This is a genomic window from Weissella paramesenteroides, assembly GCF_051903945.1.
GTDB lineage: Bacteria > Bacillota > Bacilli > Lactobacillales > Lactobacillaceae > Weissella > Weissella paramesenteroides_A.
This window is the reverse complement of the sequence record NZ_CP192268.1, coordinates 1,626,739-1,645,773: the sequence shown is the minus strand read 5'-3', so window position 1 is coordinate 1,645,773 and position 19,035 is coordinate 1,626,739. Positions and strand designations below refer to the sequence as shown.

Annotated in this window: 17 protein-coding genes; 13 read left to right on the top strand and 4 right to left on the bottom strand. The window is 37.0% G+C overall.

The genetic code is table 11. The annotated features are described in order from the left end of the window. Positions 1-7 precede the first annotated feature (7 nt). On the top strand, positions 8-952 hold the full coding sequence (locus ACQ4QH_RS08090; protein WP_439818481.1) for a nucleoside hydrolase: 945 nt from the start codon (positions 8-10) through the stop codon (positions 950-952). Between the two features lie 53 nt (positions 953-1,005). Here ACQ4QH_RS08090 and ACQ4QH_RS08085 read toward each other — a convergent pair whose 3' ends face one another. Continuing rightward, positions 1,006-1,959, bottom strand: a complete 954-nt coding sequence (locus ACQ4QH_RS08085) for a sugar-binding transcriptional regulator (RefSeq protein WP_439818480.1) — start codon at positions 1,957-1,959, stop codon at positions 1,006-1,008. Between the two features lie 289 nt (positions 1,960-2,248). On the opposite strand from ACQ4QH_RS08085, the gene ppsA reads away from it, so the two are divergent. After that, positions 2,249-4,648, top strand: coding sequence for a phosphoenolpyruvate synthase (gene ppsA / locus ACQ4QH_RS08080; RefSeq protein WP_439818479.1), 2,400 nt, complete (start codon positions 2,249-2,251; stop codon positions 4,646-4,648). Between the two features lie 128 nt (positions 4,649-4,776). On the opposite strand, the gene ACQ4QH_RS08075 is transcribed toward ppsA, so the two are convergent. After that, positions 4,777-5,319 (bottom strand): nucleoside 2-deoxyribosyltransferase, encoded by a 543-nt coding sequence (locus ACQ4QH_RS08075; protein ID WP_150191445.1) that lies wholly within the window; start codon positions 5,317-5,319, stop codon positions 4,777-4,779. 312 nt (positions 5,320-5,631) lie between these two features. Between ACQ4QH_RS08075 and ACQ4QH_RS08070 the strand changes: the two genes are divergently transcribed. The 6 genes from ACQ4QH_RS08070 (at position 5,632) to ACQ4QH_RS08045 (ending at position 10,252) form a co-directional block, all read left to right on the top strand. Beyond that, positions 5,632-6,504, top strand: coding sequence for a phosphate ABC transporter substrate-binding protein (locus ACQ4QH_RS08070; protein WP_439818478.1), 873 nt, complete (start codon positions 5,632-5,634; stop codon positions 6,502-6,504). A gap of 132 nt (positions 6,505-6,636) precedes the next feature. Continuing rightward, on the top strand, positions 6,637-7,065 hold the full coding sequence (locus ACQ4QH_RS08065; protein ID WP_439818477.1) for an OsmC family protein: 429 nt from the start codon (positions 6,637-6,639) through the stop codon (positions 7,063-7,065). 253 nt (positions 7,066-7,318) lie between these two features. After that, positions 7,319-7,831, top strand: a complete 513-nt coding sequence (locus ACQ4QH_RS08060; protein WP_439818476.1) for a hypothetical protein — start codon at positions 7,319-7,321, stop codon at positions 7,829-7,831. Between the two features lie 14 nt (positions 7,832-7,845). Beyond that, complete coding sequence (locus tag ACQ4QH_RS08055) at positions 7,846-8,574, top strand: hypothetical protein (protein WP_439818475.1); 729 nt, start codon at positions 7,846-7,848, stop codon at positions 8,572-8,574. Between the two features lie 21 nt (positions 8,575-8,595). Beyond that, a complete protein-coding gene (locus tag ACQ4QH_RS08050) occupies positions 8,596-9,105 on the top strand; it encodes a methylated-DNA--[protein]-cysteine S-methyltransferase (protein ID WP_439818474.1) in 510 nt (169 codons plus the stop codon). Positions 9,106-9,361: 256 nt separating this feature from the next. Next, positions 9,362-10,252, top strand: coding sequence for an aldo/keto reductase (locus ACQ4QH_RS08045; RefSeq protein WP_439818473.1), 891 nt, complete (start codon positions 9,362-9,364; stop codon positions 10,250-10,252). Positions 10,253-10,295: 43 nt separating this feature from the next. Here the strand turns inward: ACQ4QH_RS08045 and ACQ4QH_RS08040 are convergent, their stop codons facing one another. Next, on the bottom strand, positions 10,296-11,012 hold the full coding sequence (locus tag ACQ4QH_RS08040; RefSeq protein ID WP_439818472.1) for a GntR family transcriptional regulator: 717 nt from the start codon (positions 11,010-11,012) through the stop codon (positions 10,296-10,298). Between the two features lie 281 nt (positions 11,013-11,293). On the opposite strand from ACQ4QH_RS08040, the gene ACQ4QH_RS08035 reads away from it, so the two are divergent. Together ACQ4QH_RS08035 and ACQ4QH_RS08030 are read left to right on the top strand one after the other, a co-directional pair. Next, a complete protein-coding gene (locus tag ACQ4QH_RS08035; RefSeq protein WP_439818471.1) occupies positions 11,294-12,262 on the top strand; it encodes an aldo/keto reductase family protein in 969 nt (322 codons plus the stop codon). Between the two features lie 337 nt (positions 12,263-12,599). After that, on the top strand, positions 12,600-13,787 hold the full coding sequence (locus ACQ4QH_RS08030) for an iron-containing alcohol dehydrogenase (protein ID WP_439818470.1): 1,188 nt from the start codon (positions 12,600-12,602) through the stop codon (positions 13,785-13,787). Between the two features lie 260 nt (positions 13,788-14,047). On the opposite strand, the gene ACQ4QH_RS08025 is transcribed toward ACQ4QH_RS08030, so the two are convergent. After that, entirely contained in the window at positions 14,048-14,545 is a 498-nt protein-coding gene (locus ACQ4QH_RS08025; RefSeq protein ID WP_439818469.1) for a PASTA domain-containing protein, read from the bottom strand. Between the two features lie 221 nt (positions 14,546-14,766). On the opposite strand from ACQ4QH_RS08025, the gene ACQ4QH_RS08020 reads away from it, so the two are divergent. The 3 genes from ACQ4QH_RS08020 (at position 14,767) to xylA (ending at position 19,015) form a co-directional block, all read left to right on the top strand. After that, positions 14,767-16,146: a sugar porter family MFS transporter gene (locus tag ACQ4QH_RS08020; RefSeq protein ID WP_439818468.1), complete on the top strand. Its 1,380-nt coding sequence runs from the start codon at positions 14,767-14,769 to the stop codon at positions 16,144-16,146. A gap of 109 nt (positions 16,147-16,255) precedes the next feature. Beyond that, positions 16,256-17,434, top strand: coding sequence for an ROK family protein (locus ACQ4QH_RS08015; RefSeq protein WP_439818467.1), 1,179 nt, complete (start codon positions 16,256-16,258; stop codon positions 17,432-17,434). Positions 17,435-17,632: 198 nt separating this feature from the next. Beyond that, entirely contained in the window at positions 17,633-19,015 is a 1,383-nt protein-coding gene (gene xylA, locus ACQ4QH_RS08010) for a xylose isomerase (RefSeq protein WP_439818466.1), read from the top strand. Positions 19,016-19,035 lie beyond the last annotated feature (20 nt).

The window sequence follows — 19,035 nt, the reverse complement described above, 5'->3', positions numbered from 1 at the left end:
GAAAAACATGGCAAAGAAAAAGATGATCCTAGATTTGGATACTGGCGTTGATGACGCATTAGCAATTGCTTATGCGTTGGCAACACCAGATGCTGATTTGATCGGTATTGTTTCTTCATATGGTAATACATTAGTTGAAAATGCAGCACAAAATAGTTTGAATCTGCTAACCTTATTAGATGCACCAGAAGTACCAGTTTTCTTGGGTGAAGCACATTCATCAACTACGGATTCTTTTGAAACAATGGCAATTTCAAAAGCTATCCATGGTGAAAATGGTGTTGGTAATGTTGATGTGCCAAAAGCATCTCGTTCCGTTGAAAAGCAACATGCCGTAGATTTCATTATTGAAGCTGCTCATCAGTATCAAGATGATTTAGTCATGGTACCGACTGGTCCGCTAACCAATCTTGCTGCTGCTTTTAAAAAAGACCCAGAAATTGAAAAATTGATTGGTAATATCACATTAATGGGTGGTGCACTAACTGTCCCTGGTAATGTGACACCATACACTGAGGCGAATATTAATCAAGATGTGGCAGCCGCAGATTATGTATTCAAACATGCAAAGCACCTTGTGATGGTAGGATTAGACGTTACACTGAGAACGCTATTGACTAAAAAAGAAACACAGCAGTGGCGTGATTTGGGAACGGAAAAGGGGCACATCTTAGCTGACATTTTTGATTATTATATTGATGCCTATTACGACCTTGATATCAATAAAAATGGGGCTGCCTTACACGATCCGTTAGCAGTCGGTGTTGCGGTTGATCCAAAATTTGTCACTTTGTTACCACTTAATATGACAGTGACCCCTGACGATGGTCGCACAATTGGTGACCTAGATAAGTTGAAGGATGAGCATATTAACAACTATGCAGCAATTGACGTTGATGTACCTTTCTACTTAGAACGTTTTATGAACTATATGACTACGTTATTAAAATAAAAATTGAAATAGAAAACAGCGTTGCTTTTTGTGGCAACGCTGTTTTTATATGGTCAATATTTATCTAATAAGTCGACAGCTGTTTGTTTATCTGTAATGAGGACGTTGGCATAGCGACCAGTTAAGGCACCATGAATAGAAATCAATTTCTTTTTAGCACCAGCAACTAAAATTGAATAATCTTTTTGACGCAAGTTTTCTAAGTCAATGCCAACTGTCCGATCATCTAACTCAGGATTAACAATGTGTCCTTCTTCATCAATAAAACGCGATACGATATCACCAACTGCCCGTTGATGTAGTGAATCAATTTCAGGATGATTTAGATAGCCGAGGCCAAATAATTCTTCGTGATCTTGAACGGTCCCAGTCGTATAAATAGCAATATTGCTTTGCATCCCCGTTTCATAAATTTGATGAATAAATTTATCTTTAATGACAATATCCTTGGTGATTGCATTGTCGAGAAATGTTGGTAGGGGCAAATTAATCGTGTTTGTATGAAATGCCTGAGCGAATTTACGATTAATTTCATTAGCATAATCACTAAGATCTGATTCTGACATACCACCTTTAAGCTGCACGACTTTTACATTATGGTGTTCATTTGGAATGAGATTAGCGGCCACTGCATTTAAAGTATGCCCCCAACTGATTCCGATAATATCATTGTCCTGAACGATATGATTAAGATATTCAGCAGTTAGTTTCCCGAGTTTTTCGTTGATAATTTGGGTATCGTCAATGAAATTTTCGGCGACCAAGACGTCTTTTAACTGATATTTTTTCTTAAGTTGCATTTGTAACAAACTTAAATCTTGTTTGGGATCCATAATTTTTATTTGGACCAGTCCATTTTCCTTGGCATAAGTTAAAAACCGAGAAATCGTTGGCCGAGAAATTTTTAATTTTTTAGCAATTTCATTTTGACTTAGGCCATCTTCATAGTATAAATGGCAAATTTCTAATGCCGTTTGTGTTTTATTGGTAGTTGCTGTATTGGCCATATTGATTCGATGCTCCCCGTTGGATTTATGTAAATTATATCACAATTTCGGGCATTTTCTTAATTGCTTGAACAAAAGTTCAAATAAAGTGTTTACATTTGTTCAAACCTTCGTTACAATAAATTTGTTCATGAGTGGTAAGCGGATTCATAAGTGATTAGCTCAAATGAATAGATACAATGTTAAAAGTAATAAACTTCATCAAGTACGAAGTAGGTCGTTAAAACGACCTTTTAATTTAAATTGCTAAGTAAGCGGTTGCATATTTGGCTATTAAGGAGATATTTTCATGGAAAATAGAGAAACTGCTAATATTTTATGGTTTGATCAATTACATCGTACTGATGTAGATTTAGTTGGCGGAAAGTCTTCTTCTTTAGGTGAACTGACTTCTGCGACAGATGTGCCGGTACCTTATGGTTTTGCAACAACCACTCATGTGTATCGTGACTTCATGAATCGAACAGGGGCAACTGATAAGATTAAAGCACTCCTAGACAGTATTCATGATTATGAAAATTCTAAAGAATTACACGAGGTCTGTGCCAAGATTCGCCAAATCATTATTGATAGCGACATGCCGTCAGACTTGATTGATGAAATTCAACAAGCTTACGCTGAACTAGCAGAAAAAGTCGGTGAGGCACAACCGTTCGTTGCTATTCGTTCAAGTGCAACTGCTGAAGATCTACCGGATGCATCCTTTGCTGGTCAACAAGAGTCATACCTAAACATTCAGGGTGCAGATGATGTTGTACAAAAAATTAAAGAGTGTTTTGCCTCACTATATACAGAACGTGCAACGTACTATCGTCATAAGCAGAATTTTCCACATGACCAAGTTGCTTTATCTGCAACGATTCAAATGATGGTATTTTCTAAAGCATCGGGCGTTATGTTCTCAGTTAATGTTGGTACTGGGGATGATACTAAAATTATTGTCGACAGTGTTTGGGGATTAGGTGAATATCTTGTTCAAGGAACAGTAACGCCGGATGATTTCATTGTTGATAAGGAAACGTTGAAGATTGTTTCTAAAGATGTGACAACGAAAAATATTGCTTTAAAACGATTGCCTGATGGTGGTGTTGCAGAGCAAACAATTCCGACAGAACAAGCTAACCAACCGTCACTAACCGATGAACAAGTGGTGGAGTTGGCGGGTTATGCGAAAGCCATTGAAAAGCATTATGGTTGTTACATGGATATGGAGTTTGCGTTAGATGAAAAAACAAATAAATTGTGGCTAGTACAAGCACGTCCAGAGACGGTATGGTCACAGAAAAACAAAAACCAATCAATAGAGAAAGAGGAACAACATATGGCTGCCAATGAAAATCAAACAGTGCTTGTTAAAGGGCTACCAGCTAGTCCAGGTGTAGCAACTGGTAAAGTCCACGTGATCGAAAATCCAGAAGATATTGATCAATTCCAACCTGGTGAAATTTTGGTAACAGCGATGACGTCACCTGATTGGGTTCCTGTAATGAAGAAAGCCAAAGCGATTATTACAAATAATGGTGGTCGGACTTGTCATGCAGCCATTGTTTCACGCGAAATGCAAATTCCTTGTCTTGTTGGTACCACCAGTCGTGGTGTTGCGGCAATGGACGTATTAAAGACTGGTGATGTTATTACGGTCGATGCTAAGAACGGAATTGTTTATGAAGGTGAAGTGCAATCAATTTTGGCACCAGCTCAACAAACTGCTGTTGCTAGCGAAGGCGCAGCACCTGCTGAATACTTTGCCCCAACGGCAACTCAAGTCATGATGAACTTGGGTGACCCTGACTTAGCAGAAAAATATGCTGACTTACCTGCTGATGGGGTTGGCTTGATGCGTGAAGAGTTTATTTGGACAAGCTACATTCACGAGCATCCACTATATTTGATCAAGCAAGGCAAGTCTGAACAAGTTGTTGATATGTTAGCTGAAGGTATCAGTAAAGTGGCACGTGCCATGAACCCACGGCCAGTTGTGTTACGTTTATCAGATTTCAAGTCTAGTGAATATCGTAATCTAAAGGGTGGTGAAGAGTTCGAACCACATGAACCAGCCGATCTATTAGGTTGGCGTGGTGCATCACGTTACTACGACCCTAACTTTATCGAAGCTTTCAAGCTTGAACTAGCTGCTGTGAAAAAGGTACGTGAAGAATTTGGTCTAACCAACTTGAATGTCATGTTACCATTTGTACGAACGGTTTCTGAAGCCCAAAAGGTGACGGACATTATGGCCGCCGCCGGTCTAGTACGTTCAGCTGACTTTAAAGTTTATATGATGGCTGAAATTCCAGCTAACATTATTTTAGCTGATCAGTTTAATCAATTTATTGATGGGTACTCAATTGGTTCAAATGATTTAACTATGCTATTACTTGGGTTAGATCGTAACAACGATACTGTCGCATCATTATTTGATGAACGTAATTTGACAGTTAAACGTGCAATTGCCCACTTGATTACAGCCGCCCATAAGGATGGCAAGACGGTTTCAATTTGTGGTCAAGCACCTTCACAATACCCAGAGTTTACGGAATTCCTAATTCAACAAGGTATTGATTATGTATCCGTTAACCCTGACATGGTTAAGACGACGAAGCATAATGTCGCTCACTTTGAACAACGTGTGCTATTAGATAAAGCAACTGGTAAGGGTCGTCAAGATCAAACAAATTATCAATGGTAATAAAACTGATAAACATTAGGTAGGTGATTGATAGCATATCAGTGTAAAACAGACATAAAACATACTCTCCAAAAAACATCCCCACGTCTTTTACCAACGTGGGGATGTTTTTAAATGGATATAGCTAATTAAATAATTTTACCTTCGTAAACACGAGTCGCAATGCTCATAAAGTTAAAGGTTGCCAATTCATCAGTTGAACGAACGTATGAAGATGGACCAATAGCAGGCATCAAATTGATTGGCTTGGCTTCCCAATCACCATCAAAGAATGCAACTGATGGACGACCCAAAGCAGCAGCATAGCCCAATTCAAATGCAGTACCACTATCTTCGTTACCAGCGGTAATGACCCCTAAAGTGACATCTGTATTTTGAATAGCAGTAATATCAGCATTATAAGTTGCCACTGCCCACGTAAAATCAGGGTTAAAATCACCATTTTCGTCAAATGCTTGACCACCAAATTGGTTCAATAAAGGTACATGAACATAACTGATCGTTGGATTATTGTTCAAAGCTTTGTAAGATGCTAACAAAGTTTCAATTTGGCGATCGGAAAACCAACCAGCACCCAAATAGATGGTCCGTGCACCAGGTACTTTCTTGACATCTGAAGCGGCATCACGGATGTCTTCTAATTGTTGAATCAATTCGTCCATACTTAACATATCTATACTCCCAAAAATTTATTTATTAACTATTCTATTATGCCATGTGATTACTTGAAATGGGGGGGTGAAAAATTAAATTTAGAGATTTTTAATCTGCCCATATTTACATAAAAAAATGTTTGTAACGTTATTATTTACGTAATACACATGAAAGGCACATGAAGTCCAAGCAAAATCGATACATTCTTTTTATAAAATAATAAGTGTCGTAAGGAGTAACACGCCGATGCTATGACCAAAAGCCAATTGTGAGTGAACCCTACTCTTTGCGACTACTATAAACATAAACCACAATAGAAGGAGTTTGTGATGAAAAAAGGATTATTTTTGATGAGTACAGCGGGACTTGTTTTTGCTGGAGGATTATTGGGCGGTAACGTGTATGCTGACTCATCAAAGCAGGTAACTGCTGTTGGTTCAACTGCGTTACAACCTTTAGCAGCACAGGCAGCTGATGAATTTGGGAATAAAAACCCAGGTGTGACAGTGAATGTGCAGGGTGGTGGTTCTGGTGCCGGCCTTAGCCAGGTTGGTAAAGGAAATGTGACTATCGGTGATTCAGATATTTTTGCTGAACAAAAAGATGGTATCAAGGCAAATAAATTAAAGGATAATAAGGTTGCGGTTGTTGGTATTGCACCAGTGGTTAATGCTGATGTGAAAGTGTCATCATTAACGATGTCACAACTACGTGATATCTTTACTGGTAAAATTACTAACTGGAAAGATGTTGGTGGTCAAGATCAAGACATCTCACTGGTAAACCGTGCCCAAGGTTCTGGAACCCGCTTCACTTTTGAAAAAGAAGTGATGGACGGTCAAGTAACAAAAACTTCACAGGAACAGGATGATAATGGTGCGGTGCAAAAGATTGTTTCTAAGACACCAGGTGCTATTTCATACTTAGCCTTTTCATATACAACTGGTGATCAAGCTAAAAATTTGAAGCCTCTTGCCATTGATAAAGTTAAGCCAACTGTGAAGAATGTTAAGGATAATAAGTGGTCGATCTGGGCATATGAGCATATGTATACGACCAAGAAACCTGACAAGAATACAACAAAGTTTATCAAGTTTGTTAAGTCTAATTCAATGAAGAGTACAGTAAAGAAGTTGGGATACATTCCAGTAAACGAGATGAAGGTTACTAAGAATGCCAATGGAGATGTCACAAAGAAGTAGACAATAAAACGTATTTAATGAGGTGCAACTCCGGTGAGGGTTGCACCTTTTTCATTTTGGTTAATTGATAGGTGTTTTATCTTTCGAAAACGCTTACAATGGTAATATGCTTTACAAAAGGGGAGAAGTCAGATGAAAAATGATGTGCGTTGGGATAAGGCATTATATACGACAGATACGTACAATATAGAAGGTTTAGATGGCCATGCTTATGCTAAAGATGGCATTGAGGTGCAGACTAGTAGCCCATTAAATGATAATCCGGGGACAAATCCAGAACAATTATTGGGGATGTCATTGTGTACTTGTTTAGTAGGAACGATGGAAGTTATTCTGAAAGAACATAAAATTGATGTGCAACCAAGAGCACATGCAAAGATTTCATATGTTAGAGGAAAGGGGCATAATGAATTCTTAGTGCATGCACAGGTTGCCGTTCCAGGGCAGACATTATCACAAACAAGGGCATTAGTGTCAGAAGTTGAAAATCGTTGCTGTGTATCACAATTACTTCGTGGTAACGATAATTACAGTTTAGAAGCAGTTTTAGATTTAGATTAACTCATAATAAAAAATGATATGACGGATAGACTTTCATGTGTATCCGTCATATTTTTTACGAAATGAGGTCGTTTTTTATTTGTCTACCCCTTTTTACTAGAAAAAGGGACTAAAAGTCTGGTGATTAGAGATTGCTAAACGTTGTCATTATAAGCAATTGATTAAGCACTATGGTCATTTAAGGATTTTCTCTGGTGATAGGCGAACAACTTGGGTGGTATGGTATCAAAAAATATAACCAAGGGAGTTTCAAATGACGACAGAAGTTATTAATCGATGGGAACAATATGAACCTATCATTGGTGGTGTTTTAAAAACGGGGCACATTGATTGGCGAAATATAAATTTTGATGATTATCGGCAAGAATTGCGATTATTGATTTTACAGCGTTTATTAGCAGGGGATCAATTAGCACCAACTAATAATTCAAATTTATTTCGCTGGTTATTGTGGCGACTAAGGGATATACAACGAAGTAATCAAAAGTATGCAGAACGTCACGATTTTATAATTCTACCACCTGAAGTTGTACAAATTGAACAAGCATTTGAAAAAACTGAATTAAAGGTAACTATTGAAAAAATATTGGATCAATCAGCATGTCATCAAAAAATTAAACAATTATTGTTAGATTTTATGAAATATCCAGATGATTTAGTTACAAAACGGTGTATTCGCCTGGAAATTCATCGTATGACATATTATCGACACTTAAAATTATTACGGCAAATGATCGATAAATCATATTGCATATATTTTCAATAAAGGAACATATAATTATGCCGAATTCAATCATAATTTCAGAAAAAGGTTACTCTCAGGACGTTTTGTTACAGCTTTCAGAAACGAGTGATATTTGTCCACATGAGACAATGTTAATTGTTGCAGCCCGTGATCGCTATCAACGCTCAGTTTCACGAATCTATTATGCAGATGGTATGATTGTTGACACATTAGTCTCTACTAATCGATTAATGGATCAATTGGAAAAAACAACAGGCTATAAGCGACATGATCAGGTGGAAGCTTATTATTGTTTATTGCCTCCAGAATTACGTGGTCAGATGCGTAGCTGGGTAATGCAGAATCATGCATTTGTACCGGTTACAAGTTATAAAAGTGGTCCAACGACATGGATCAATGCTCACCAAATTGTTAATGTCCAAACACGGGGTATGCGAACATGTGTCGTGCTTCGTGACGGGACAGTGGTGCAAATTACAAAGCATAAAGATAAATTTATTAAACAGTTGGTAGCAACCAAGATTGTCAGTTTGTGGATGACACAATATACTTTTGGACACGGTGATCGGTTTGATAAAATGCTATTACCATTTATTAACTGGCCAAAACAAGTCAGTCAACATGTTGATCACGTGCGTTTGATTAATTGGTGGGTTATTCTTAAACTAGAAAACCTATTAATGCATTCATTGGATGCGGGAACCAAAAAAATGGTGAGAAAGGTCATTGCGTACTTAATAAAGCGAATTGAAGAGAAACAATAAAAGATAGTGAGGTAATCGGTGATGGAATATTTCCAAGTCATGCAAACGCCTTTGGGAAAGATGACATTATTAAGTTATAGTCAATCTTTTTTAGGCTGCTGGTTTGAAAACCAAAAGCACTTTGGTGGTAAGTATGATCTAACCAAGGCGGAGGAATCAGATACTGTGGTGCTACAAAAAGCCAAAAAGTGGTTAACGGATTATTTTGCAGGTAAGGAACCAGATATTGCGACACTGCCAATTAAGCTTAAAGTGACACCATTTCAGCAACAGGTGTTACAAGCGTTACAGCAATTACCTTATGGTCAAACAGTAACCTACCAACAGATTTGTCATCTGATAACGGATGATAAACAACGAGCAAAAAATTTATCACGGGCAGTCGGTCATGCAATTGGTGCCAATCCATTTATGATTTTTATTCCTTGTCATCGTGTGGTAGGCAGTGACGGGTCACTCACTGGTTATGCCGGAGGATTGGCGCGAAAAAAAGCTTTATTAACTTTGGAAGAGGCAGACTTTCAAGAGTAGGGACGGACTGGTAGGCGCTTGTTGTCACGCTCTCCTATAAACGCGATAAGCTACCAGTCCGTCAAAAATAAGCAATCAATATGTCACACGCCTACGCTGACACTCCGGCAGTGTGCCAAATTGATTGCTTATTTTGGACTCCAGAACGGTAGCTTATCAGCTCTCTTTTTACTAACTTAAGAAAAGTATGTTAACATGTAAGTGAAATGAAGCACTTGTTTCATGACACAATCATAAGAATAGAGGGAGTACAAATATGACATTAGAATTTGCACATAAGTTAGGTTTGGGGACTAATAAGGTTGGTGGACACAATCTATTTAAAAATCTAGATGAACAAGATGGTTATGATTTAGTTCGTGCAGCATTGGATGCAGGGATTAATGTACTGGATACGGCTTTTGTCTATGGTTTAGGACGTTCTGAGGAAATTATTGGGGATGTTATCCAAGATTATGATCGAAGCAAGATTATTATTGCAACGAAGGGGGCTCAAAACCCAGATAATGACTATAAGCCAGATAATAGTCCTGCGTTCTTAGTTAAAACAGTTGAGGAATCTTTGAAGCGTTTGAAGACTGACTATATTGATATCTTCTATATTCACTTCCCAGATGAAACATCTGATAAGTTGGCGGCAGTAGAAGCACTTGATAAGTTGAAGCAAGCGGGCAAGATTCGTGCTATTGGTGTTTCAAACTTTAGTTTTGATCAACTAAAGGAAGCAAATGCTACTGGTAAAGTTGACTTTGATGAGGACTACTACAGCTTGGCACATCGTGATGAGGAACAAGAGCGCTTTGAATATCTTCGTGAGAATGGTATCGGTTTCGTGCCTTACTTCCCACTAGAGTCAGGATTGTTGACAGGACGTTACGGTGCAGCAGATCGTGATAAGTTTGATCGCTTAGATGATGCAAAGTTTGATCAAATGATTAAAGGTCTTGATGTTCTAAAGCAAGTTGCTGAGGCACATGATGCGACACTAACACATGTCGTTTTGGCATGGTATATGACAAATCCAAATATTGGTTTAGTTATTCCTGGTGCCCGTAATGCTGAGCAAGCAACCGATTTAGCAAAGTCAATTGATGTTCATCTGACAGAAGATGAATATAAGGCTATTGATGAAGCTTTTAAGGCTTAAATAAAGAAAATCCATTCAGTGATTTTTCGCTGAATGGATTTTTTTATTGATTAATTTCAATCTTAAAAGAACTAATATCACCACGATATTTTGAAAGGGCATATTCTACAGGAATATCTTGATTTGTATAAGTAATTGTATGGAAGTAGAACAGCGGATCATCTAATGGAATTTCTAATAGTGCAGCGGTTGTTTCATCGGCACGAAGTAGCTCCAATTCTCGTGAAGCATGGGTCATATAAAGATTATGATTTTCAAACGTATGTAGCACGGACTCTTTTTCAAAATCGTGTTGATCAAAATCAGGAATATATTTTGTTGGAATATATGAAGTTGTCAACAAAATTGGTTTGTCATCTGCATAGCGCAAACGGGTTAGCGCAAAAACAGTATCTTTATCGGCTAGCTGTAACTCGGATTGAATTTCTGGTGTGACTGGCATTTTGGTTAAGCTAATGACCTTGGTTTTTGGAATAACGCCCTTTTCACCCATTTCATCAGAATAACTTTTAATGACATGCGTGAAACCTTGTTCAATTTTAGTTGCTTTGACCCAAGTGCCTAATTTTTTTCGCCGTGCTAGATAGCCTTCATTCACTAGTACTTGGATAGCTTGGCGAATGGTTGACCTGCTCACTTGAAATTGCTCGACTAAGTCCATCTCTTTGGGGATGAAACTATTCAAAGGATAGGTACCATCTTGAATGCTAGTAAGAATTTTGTTTGCGATATTACGATATTTTGCTTGTGTTTGTGTCATAGTTAGCCTCGAAATAGTTTTGAGTGGCATTTGTTTTTTATCGAAATTAAATTTATGTATGTAGAGACTATTATAATATAATAACCCTCTTGTTGCATGGTAGCTGTAAGAGGGCTATGGATCATAGTTTTATAAATTTATGTGAGAAGTTTAATCATAAAGTTGTGAAATTATGCCATCAGGTGATAATAGAATATTCTTGTAGAACTGTTTATATAAGACTATGCTTGTACAAACGTGAACGATAAAAGTAGTTAAGTCTTTTGGGGGAGAAAATAAACATGAAATATCGGAATCTAGGTAGCAGTGGTTTGAAAGTTAGCGAAATTGCTCTAGGTAGTTGGATGACAGATGTCAGTGATGAAAATCATCAGCAACTAGCTGCTGAAAGTATTCAATTAGCGTATGAAAATGGTGTAAATTTTTTTGATTGTGCGGATGCTTATAGTGGTGGTGCGGCGGAAAGATTCTTGGGAAATACTTTAAAACCTTTGCCTAGAAAAGAATTGATTATTTCAAGTAAGGTTTATTTTCCAACTGGATACGGTGTTAATGATCGTGGCTTATCAAGAAAACATATTTTTGAATCAGTTGATGAATCACTAAAGAATCTACAAACTGATTACTTAGATCTATATTTCTGTCATCGTTTTGATCCTGAAACACCTTTGAAAGAAACACTCCAGGCATTGAGTGATTTAGTAGACCAAGGGAAAATTTTATATTACGGTGTCAGCGAGTGGACACCAGTACAAATTTTAGAAGCACAGTTAGTGATTCAAGCACATGGTTTACATCCAATGTCAGTTGTTCAACCACAATATAATATGTTTGATCGTTATATTGAACACGAATTGATGGATGTTTGTGAAAAACTAGGTTTGGGTATTGTGCCATTTTCACCATTATCGCAAGGACTGTTGACTGGAAAGTATCGATTGCATCAAGAGGTTCCGGCTGGATCACGTGCAACTTATCAGAATCAAATTCAAGCCTTGCTGACAACACAGAATCTAGAAAAGGTTGAAAAATTAATCAACATCGCTGATGAATTAGGAATCGATTTAGCCAGCCTCGCGTTGGCATGGGACTTACGTGATCAACGTATTACCAGTGTTATTACTGGTGCAAGCAAGCCAGAACAATTGCAGAATAATTTAAAGGCTTTAAATGTGACAATACCAACGGAATACTTGAAGCAAATAGATGAGTTATTTGAATTCAAGAAATTTAATCGTAAAATTGGATAAGTGAAAGAGACTGACAGTTAAGATGGAATTCTTAGCTGTCATTTTTTATCAAATTGGTAATTAATAATTTTGATAGTACTTATCTAGTGATAAGAAAGTAAAAGCATTGTCGTAACGCGTGATAATCACTTTCGTTAAATGATAATAAATGTAGTTAGGGATTAATAGGTTATTTAGGATTTAGCAAAATGGCATTGAATATATATACGTGATACAATTGATATTGTGAAAGTAATCACTTTTAGTTGGCGGTTACTTTTTAATTATTAGCCATATTTTCACGGTTAGTTAAATTAACTTCTTTAAGTCTCATAAAATTATAAGGGGGATTTTTATAATGACTGAGCGCAGTTATGATTTTTTAATGCCAAGTGTTAATTTTTTTGGACCCAACGTGATTGGAAAAATTGGGGAACGTGCCAAGATGTTGGGGATGAAAAAGCCAGTATTGGTCACAGATAAATTTTTGGAAGGATTAGAAGGTGGTGCAGTGCAACAAACAATTGCATCACTGAAAGCTGCTGGTGTGGACTATGTTATTTATAATGAAGTTGAACCCAATCCAAAAATTCGTAACATTAAAGCTGTAAAAGATTTGTATCAAAAGGAACAGGCTGATTCAATTATTACGATTGGTGGTGGTTCTGCTCATGACACTGGTAAAGGAGCAGGAATCATTTTAACTAATGGGTCCGACATTACTAAGTTAGCTGGTATAGAAACACTTGATAATGCATTGCCACCATTAATTGCAGTTAATACGACTGCAGGAACCGGATCTGAATTAACGCGTCATGCGGTTATTACAAACGAAGAAACACATTTGAAGTTTGTGGTTGTTTCATGGCGTAACATTCCACTTGTTTCGTTTAATGATCCAACATTGATGTTAGATGTTCCTAAGGGGCTTACGGCAGCAACAGGAATGGATGCATTTGTCCAGGCAATTGAACCATATGTGTCAGTCGATCATAATCCAATTACTGATTCTCAATGTATTGAGGCAATTAAACTTGTTGAATCATCATTACGGGAAGCAGTTGCGAATGGCCATAATTTAGAGGCTAGGAACAAGATGGTTGAAGCAGAGATGTTAGCTGGAATGGCCTTTAATAATGCAAACTTAGGATACGTTCATGCCATGGCGCATCAATTAGGTGGTCAATATGATGCACCTCATGGTGTTTGCTGTGCGCTATTGTTACCTTATGTTGAGAAGTATAATCTCATCGCTGATCCGCAGCGATTTGCAGAGTTAGCTGAGTTTATGGGTGAAAATACAGAGGGATTGTCAACACGTGATGCAGCAGGGCTTGCTATTAAAGCTATGAAGCAGCTTTCAGATGATGTTGGTATTCCACAAACCATTAAGGAAATCGGTGCCGATCCAAAGGACTTTGAATTAATGGCAGAAAATGCCTTGAAAGATGGGAATGCTGCTTCAAATCCACGTGTTGGTACGAAAGAAGATATTGTTAACATATTCCAGGCTGCCTATGATGGCGATTTAGCATTTTCAATTTAAAAATATAGTGTTATCACGTACGATTTTTTAGATAAATACAATAACTTGACTGCTTGTATTGATATTAGATCTATTTAAATGAATAGCTTAAACATTAAGCAACTAAATTTTTTATGAATTTGGTTGCTTTTTTTGGCCATAAATTATATATAACAACGAAGAAAAAGGTACCGACGACTAACCTGTAAGATTAGCTAGCCATCAGTACCAAATACTGTAAAATTTAAAATTCTTAACTGTCAGTTTTCTTTTTTGTAAATTTAAATATCACTATTCTTGTCTTTTTTTGTTAGCCCTAATTTACCACTAACATCTGTTGCAACTTGTTTTGTTTTATCAGTTAAGTCACGAACGGCTTGTTGACGTTTTTCCTGCTTATCAACTTTTTGATCCATCATATCTTTAAATAGAACGTTACTTTGTTTGATTGTTTCTTCATCTGCATAGTAAAGTTTAACAAAGGTTGTTGGATCAACGCTTGCACCACCCTTGGGCAGGATACGTAGCACAGTATCACTATCATTGTAGGCATATTTCACGTCAGCCTTTACTTTAACCGCTGCATAATTGAATTCATACTGTTCAAGTACTTTTGCTGCTTCGTCTAAAGATAATGATTTCACATCTGGTATTTTGACATAATCTTTTCTTTTATCGAGATGGCGATTAATAATTTTGGTAGCTTCATCTAGGGCGACAGGAGTAAGCGCAGCTGCCGCAACGCGTGCTAATCGACCAATGACTTTTAGTTTTCCCATGATGGATATCACACCTTTCAGTAAATTCTAATCAATGTTGTTAGACCTATTCTACACTACTTTGTTTTGATAAAAAATAAGAGTAAATCTTTTGAGTATTTGGAAGCGATTACATTATTATTCTTGCAATCGTTAATTACACTGTTATAATAGTTGGTGTACAAAACCAACTTACTTAAATTAAAAATTACTAGCTATCGAAAAAAGAGAGGGATGGAAATATGAGACGTATTTCTACAGGGTTTATCTATTTCTTTGGTGCCTTAGGTGGCCTATTGTTTGGATATGACACTGGTGTTATTTCTGGAGCTATTTTATTTATTCAAAAGCAGATGGCATTGAACTCCTGGCAACAGGGGTGGGTTGTTAGTGCTGTATTAATTGGAGCTATTCTTGGTGCCGCAATCATTGGGCCATCTTCAGATAAGTTTGGTCGAAAAAAGTTGTTGATTCTATCATCGATTATTTTCTTTATCGGTGCACTAGGTTCGGCATTTTCACCAGAATTTTGGACGTTAGTTATTTCTAGAATTATTCTAGGGATGGCTGTTGGTGCTGCATCAGCACTAATTCCAACATATCTTGCAGAACTTTCACCTGCTGAAAAGCGTGGTACAGTTTCAAGTCTGTTCCAGTTAATGGTTATGACTGGTATTTTTGTGGCATACGTAACGAATTATGGTTTCTCAGGTTTGGATACAGGTTGGCGTTGGATGTTAGGATTCGCAGCCCTTCCAGCTGTGATTCTTTTCCTTGGTGGGTTATTACTACCTGAAAGTCCTCGCTTCTTAGTAAAGATAAATCAAGCTGACAAGGCTGAAGAAGTCTTGTTGAATATGAATAAGGGGAATCAACAAGCTGTTGATAAAGAACTGGTAAACATTCATGAAGCAGCAAATATTAAAAGTGGTGGATGGTCAGAGCTATTTGGTAAGATGACCAGACCAGCTTTAGTTATTGGAATTGGATTAGCTATTTTCCAACAAGTTATGGGATGTAATACAGTATTGTATTATGCACCAACCATTTTTACTGATGTTGGATTTGGCGTATCTGCTGCCCTAATCGCTCACATTGGTATTGGAATTTTTAATGTGATTGTAACAGCAGTTGCGGTTGCAATTATGGACAAAATTGATCGTAAGAAGATGTTGAATATTGGTTCAATAGGAATGGGAATTTCTTTGGTTGTCATGAGTATTGCAATGAAATTCTCGGGTGGTTCACAGACTGCGGCAGTCATCTGCGTTATTGCACTAACAATTTATATTGCGTTCTTCTCGGGTACTTGGGGACCTGTTATGTGGGTTATGATTGGTGAAGTATTTCCGTTGAATATTCGTGGATTAGGAAATTCATTTGCCAGTGTTATTAACTGGTCGGCTAATACGTTGGTTTCATTAACTTTCCCAGCGCTACTAGATTTCTTTGGTACAGGAAGTCTATTCTTAATTTATGGTGCTCTTTGCTTCATAGCTATTTGGTTTGTGCAAAGATATGTCTTTGAAACACGAAATCGTAGTCTAGAAGAGATTGAGGAATCAATGCGTGAGCGTGCCGATGTCGTTGGTATATCAAAGGAACATCAATCACAAATTTAAAAAATTTGAAGCCAGTTTATTCTGGCTTTTTTAATACATTTTCTTTTTAGGAAGTATGATAAAGTTATATAATGAGGCGAATTAGAATAGTTAGAAACGAGAAAATAAAATGAATGAAGGTACAAAAAAAGAATCATTTCATCAAGGTAATTTAAGGTTAGTGCTCCAACAGGTTATTAATAATGCGCCAATTTCTAGAATTGAAATTGCTAGAAATTTGGGGATGAACAAATCTTCTATTACAACTTTATATAATGAAGTTGATGAGATGGGTTATTTAAAAGAAATTGGTAGTGGTGAAGCATCAAAAATGGGCGGACGTAAGCCGACACTAGTAACTATCAATGATAAGTATGGTTATACAGTCAGCGTTGATTTAGGCTATCGTCATTTACATATTATGTCCAACTTGTTGAATGGTGAGAGTATAGGGTATGAACGGATTGAAATTAACAGTCGTGATATTCTGGATATCGTCGATATTATCAATAAACAAATTCAAACAATTAATGCTGACATGGATACTGAAAATGGCTTATTAGGTATTGCATTTTCCATCCATGGGGTAGTTTACGAGAATCAAATTAGCAAGTCACCATTCTGGGATGTCAAAGATGTTGATTTGAAACAAATATTTGAAGATAAATATCATGTGCCAGTTATTCTTGAAAATGAGGCGAATTTATCTGCGGTATATGAACGCGATTTTAATGCTGCTCAAAACGAAAATAATATCCTAAGTGTTAGTATCCATAAAGGTATTGGAGCGGGAATCATTTTGAATCGTCATTTATATCATGGATTTAAAGGAGCAGCTGGAGAAATTGGTAGTTCATTAATGTTTACGGATATTGATGAGCAAAATCAATATAATTTTGATAAAGTTGAAAATTATTGTTCTGAAGATGCCATTATTGAAAATATTCAGCGTCAAAAAAACATTACTGGACTGGATCGTGATGGTCTCGAAAAATTACTTCGTGATGGTGATAAGGATGCACAGCGGGTGATTGATTTGTTTATTGCTGCTATTTCACGTGTAATTTATAATGCTTCAGTGTCATTTTCACCTGAGAAAATATTTATTAATTCAAGGTTAATGGAAGATATTCCTGAGATTTTTACAGCAATTCAAACAACGACAAAGAGCTTGGATATGGTACCAGAATTGTATCTGACAAAACATTCAAATTATGCAACTTTGCTTGGTGCATGTTCAATGATTACCCATCATGTATTGGGGTTGGATGACTATAATTTAGTATTTTCAGGTCATGATAATAAATAAACAAACTAACGATTGCTAGAACCTCGTAGAACGAGATGCAATTGTTAGCTTTTTTATTTATAGAAACAAGTTGATTATTTTTTATAGAAAATAGTTGCCAAAATATAACTTCGCGTTTAAAATAGTCTTTGTAAGTTGGTTGGTACAAAAAACAGACTAACTCAAAAAGAGTTAGATATTCATTACAGGGGTGAAAAAATGACTGAATTATTTGATTTTCCAAAAGTAAATTACGTTGGGGGAAACAAGGGATTGGATTTCTTATCAACAAAGGGCTATAACTTTTACAATCCAGATGAAGAATTTACAATTAACGGTGAAACAAAGCCAATGAAGGACTGGTTGAAGTTCTCAGTTGCTTATTGGCACACAATGGATCAGCGCTTAGTTGATCCATTCGGTGAAGGAACTGCAGTTCGTCCATGGGATGTTGATGGTGTTGATGACATGGAAGACATGGATCACGCTTTAGCAAAGGTTGATTACTTGTTTGAATTTATGGACAAGTTGGGATTAGAATATTTTGCATTTCATGATCGTGATTTGGCACCACAAGGAAATACATTAGCTGAAACAAATGCTAACTTGGATAAAGTGGTTGATAAGATTGAGCAAAAGATGAAGGAAACTGGTAAGAAGTTGCTTTGGAATACCTCATCATTGTTTACAGATAAGCGTTTCTTAGCTGGTGGTGCAACGACACCATTTGCGGATGTCTTTGCTTACTCAGCAGCGCAAATCAAGCACTCACTAGAAATTGCTAAGCGTTTGGGATCACAATCATATGTCTTCTGGGGTGGTCGTGAAGGTTACGAATCACTACTAAATACTGACACGAAGCGTGAGCTAGATCATATCGCTGCATTCTTTAAGATGGCTCGTGATTATGCTAAGGAAATCGGTTATACCGGACAATTGTTGTTGGAACCAAAGCCAAAGGAACCAACTGATCACCAATATGATACTGATGTGCAAACAACCATTTCATTCCTACAAACATATGGTTTAGAAAAAGATTTCAAGTTAAACATTGAAGGTAATCATGCTTACTTGGCCGGTCATAAGTATGAGCACGAAGCACGCTTTGCTCGTGAAGCAGGACTGTTAGGTTCACTTGATGCTAACATGGGTGATAAGCAAACTGGTTGGGATATTGATGAATTTCCTAATGATATCTATGAATCAACTTTGGTTATGTATGAATTTATTTTGAATGGTGGTCTACCAAAGGGTGGTTTGAACTTTGATGCAAAGGTACGTCGTGCATCATTTAAGCCTGAAGATTTATTCTATGCACATATGGCAGGAATGGACACATATGCAGCAGGATTCCGTGTTGCCATGAAAATGTATGAAGATGGATTCCTAGAGAACATCAAGCGTGATCGCTATGCCTCATTCGATGAGGGCATTTTTGCCGACTTTGAAAATGGTAAAGGTTCTTTGAAGACATTTGAAGATTACATTTTGAATAAGACGAATGATGAAATCTTTGATAAAGTTGAATCACAACACCTTGAGGCAATTAAGGCAACGTTAAATAACTATATTTATTCTGTTTTGGGTTCAACTTTTAAGTAATTTGAGCAGAATATCAGGAC

Coding starts and splice junctions, on each gene's coding strand:
- ACQ4QH_RS08090 (WP_439818481.1), top strand. CDS start 8: ATGGCAAAGAAAAAGATGATCCTAGATTTGGATACTGGCGTTGATGAC.
- ACQ4QH_RS08085 (WP_439818480.1), bottom strand. CDS start 1,959: ATGGCCAATACAGCAACTACCAATAAAACACAAACGGCATTAGAAATT.
- ppsA (WP_439818479.1), top strand. CDS start 2,249: ATGGAAAATAGAGAAACTGCTAATATTTTATGGTTTGATCAATTACAT.
- ACQ4QH_RS08075 (WP_150191445.1), bottom strand. CDS start 5,319: ATGTTAAGTATGGACGAATTGATTCAACAATTAGAAGACATCCGTGAT.
- ACQ4QH_RS08070 (WP_439818478.1), top strand. CDS start 5,632: ATGAAAAAAGGATTATTTTTGATGAGTACAGCGGGACTTGTTTTTGCT.
- ACQ4QH_RS08065 (WP_439818477.1), top strand. CDS start 6,637: ATGAAAAATGATGTGCGTTGGGATAAGGCATTATATACGACAGATACG.
- ACQ4QH_RS08060 (WP_439818476.1), top strand. CDS start 7,319: ATGACGACAGAAGTTATTAATCGATGGGAACAATATGAACCTATCATT.
- ACQ4QH_RS08055 (WP_439818475.1), top strand. CDS start 7,846: ATGCCGAATTCAATCATAATTTCAGAAAAAGGTTACTCTCAGGACGTT.
- ACQ4QH_RS08050 (WP_439818474.1), top strand. CDS start 8,596: ATGGAATATTTCCAAGTCATGCAAACGCCTTTGGGAAAGATGACATTA.
- ACQ4QH_RS08045 (WP_439818473.1), top strand. CDS start 9,362: ATGACATTAGAATTTGCACATAAGTTAGGTTTGGGGACTAATAAGGTT.
- ACQ4QH_RS08040 (WP_439818472.1), bottom strand. CDS start 11,012: ATGACACAAACACAAGCAAAATATCGTAATATCGCAAACAAAATTCTT.
- ACQ4QH_RS08035 (WP_439818471.1), top strand. CDS start 11,294: ATGAAATATCGGAATCTAGGTAGCAGTGGTTTGAAAGTTAGCGAAATT.
- ACQ4QH_RS08030 (WP_439818470.1), top strand. CDS start 12,600: ATGACTGAGCGCAGTTATGATTTTTTAATGCCAAGTGTTAATTTTTTT.
- ACQ4QH_RS08025 (WP_439818469.1), bottom strand. CDS start 14,545: ATGGGAAAACTAAAAGTCATTGGTCGATTAGCACGCGTTGCGGCAGCT.
- ACQ4QH_RS08020 (WP_439818468.1), top strand. CDS start 14,767: ATGAGACGTATTTCTACAGGGTTTATCTATTTCTTTGGTGCCTTAGGT.
- ACQ4QH_RS08015 (WP_439818467.1), top strand. CDS start 16,256: ATGAATGAAGGTACAAAAAAAGAATCATTTCATCAAGGTAATTTAAGG.
- xylA (WP_439818466.1), top strand. CDS start 17,633: ATGACTGAATTATTTGATTTTCCAAAAGTAAATTACGTTGGGGGAAAC.